This is a genomic window from Streptomyces sp. XM83C (assembly GCF_023072675.1).
Taxonomy (GTDB): domain Bacteria; phylum Actinomycetota; class Actinomycetes; order Streptomycetales; family Streptomycetaceae; genus Streptomyces; species Streptomyces thermocoprophilus.
This window is the reverse complement of sequence record NZ_JALLGL010000540.1, coordinates 1-1,757: the sequence shown is the minus strand read 5'-3', so window position 1 is coordinate 1,757 and position 1,757 is coordinate 1. Positions and strand designations below refer to the sequence as shown.

Genomic DNA, 1,757 nt, shown 5'->3' with positions numbered 1-1,757 from the left:
GACTTCCCCCCGGGGCCCGGCGCCGCGGCGGGACGGGCGGCGGGGTCGACCTGGCGACGGAGATCACCGCGTCCCTCGTCGTCTTCCTGGTCGCCTTGCCGCTGTGCATCGGCGTCGCCGTCGCCTCCGGTGTCCCGGCCGAGCTGGGCATCGTCTCCGGGGTGATCGGCGGTCTGGTGGTGGGCGCGATCCGCGGCAGCACAATGCAGGTCAGCGGGCCCGCCGCCGGGCTCGCCGCGCTCGTCGCGGAGACCGTCGCGGAGAAGGGGGTGGCGGTCCTCGGGGTGATCGTGCTGTTCTCCGGCGTCCTGCAGATCGTGCTCGGTCTGGTCCGGCTCGGCCGGATGTTCCAGGCGATCTCCCTCGCCGTCGTCCAGGGCATGCTGGCCGGCATCGGACTGCCGCTGATGGTGAGCCAGCTCTATCCGATGTCCGACCGGAAGGCGCCCGGCACCCCGCTGGAGAACATGGCCGGGCTGCCGGGGCTGCTCTCCGGTGTGCTGTCCGACCCCCAGGCGCTGATCGCCGTCGTCCTCGGGGTGGTCACCATCGTGCTGAGCTTCCTGTGGAAGAAGGTCCCGGCGCCGCTGGGGAAGATCCCGGCCGCGCTGGTCGCCGTCGGCGTCGGCTGTGCGGTCGCGGCGCTGCCCGGCGTGCGGGTGAAGACCCTTCAGGTCGGCGATCTGGCCGCCGCCGTGCACTTTCCCGGGCCCGAGGAACTGGCGGGCCTCGCCGACCCGGCTGTCCTCACCTCCGTGCTGACCTTCACGGTCATCGCGTCGGCGGAGAGCCTGTTCACCGCCGCGGCCGTGGACCGTATGCACAGCGGTCCACGTACGCGGTACAACACCGAGCTGATCGCCCAGGGCACCGGCAACGCCGTGGCCGGGTTCCTCGGCGCGCTGCCCATCACCGCGGTGGTCGCCCGCAGTTCGGCGAACGTCCAGGCCGGCGCGCGCACGCGGCTGTCGCGGACGCTGCACGGCCTGTGGCTGCTCGCCTTCGCGCTGCTGCTGCCGCAGGTGCTCGCGCTGATCCCGATCTCGGTGCTGGCCGGGGTGCTGGTGCACAGCGGCTGGAAGCTGTTCGCGCCGGAGGAGTTCCCGAAGATGTGGCGGCAGGACCGGGGCGAGTTCGTCGTGATGACCGTGACCACGCTGGTGATCGTGGCGACGGCGCTGCTGGAGGGCGTGATCGTCGGGCTCGTCGCCGGGATCGTGCTGGCCGCGCTGCGCATGTCGCGGACCGTCGTCCGCCAGCACCTGGAGCAGGACACCGCGAAGGTCGTGATGGCGGGCAACGCGACGTTCCTCAGGCTGCCGCAGGTGATCGAGGCGCTGGAGAACGCCGCCGCGTCCGGCAGGCCGAGGATCCGCCTGGACCTGACCGGCGTGACCCATCTGGACCACGCCTGCCGCAACCAGGTCGAGGAGTTCACCGCCCAGCAGCGCAAGCTGGGGCTGCGCGTGGAGCTGCTCATGCCGGGTCCGGCGGACGCGCCCGAAGTGCCGGCCGTACCGCCGGAACAGCCGCGGAGCGCCCCGGCGGAGAGCGAGTTGCCGCCCGACCCGTTCCCGGGCCCCGGCGCCGAGTGGTTCTACCTGGACACGCGGCCCATGCCCGACGGGTACGCGGACGAGTACGCGGGCGGCCACCGGGGCGGGCACGACGGGCGCGCGGAGCGCTCCCCGCTGCCGGGCTGAGCCGGGCCCCCGGCGGAGGGATGCCGTCGGGGGCCCGGCTCAGCCCGGCAGCGG

At 73.6% G+C, this 1,757-nt stretch carries 1 protein-coding gene; it reads left to right on the top strand.

The features are described 5' to 3' along the window. Positions 1-50: 50 nt before the first annotated feature. Complete coding sequence (locus MTQ10_RS30165) at positions 51-1,703, top strand: SulP family inorganic anion transporter (RefSeq protein ID WP_308404616.1); 1,653 nt, start codon at positions 51-53, stop codon at positions 1,701-1,703. The last annotated feature ends 54 nt before the right edge of the window (positions 1,704-1,757 follow it).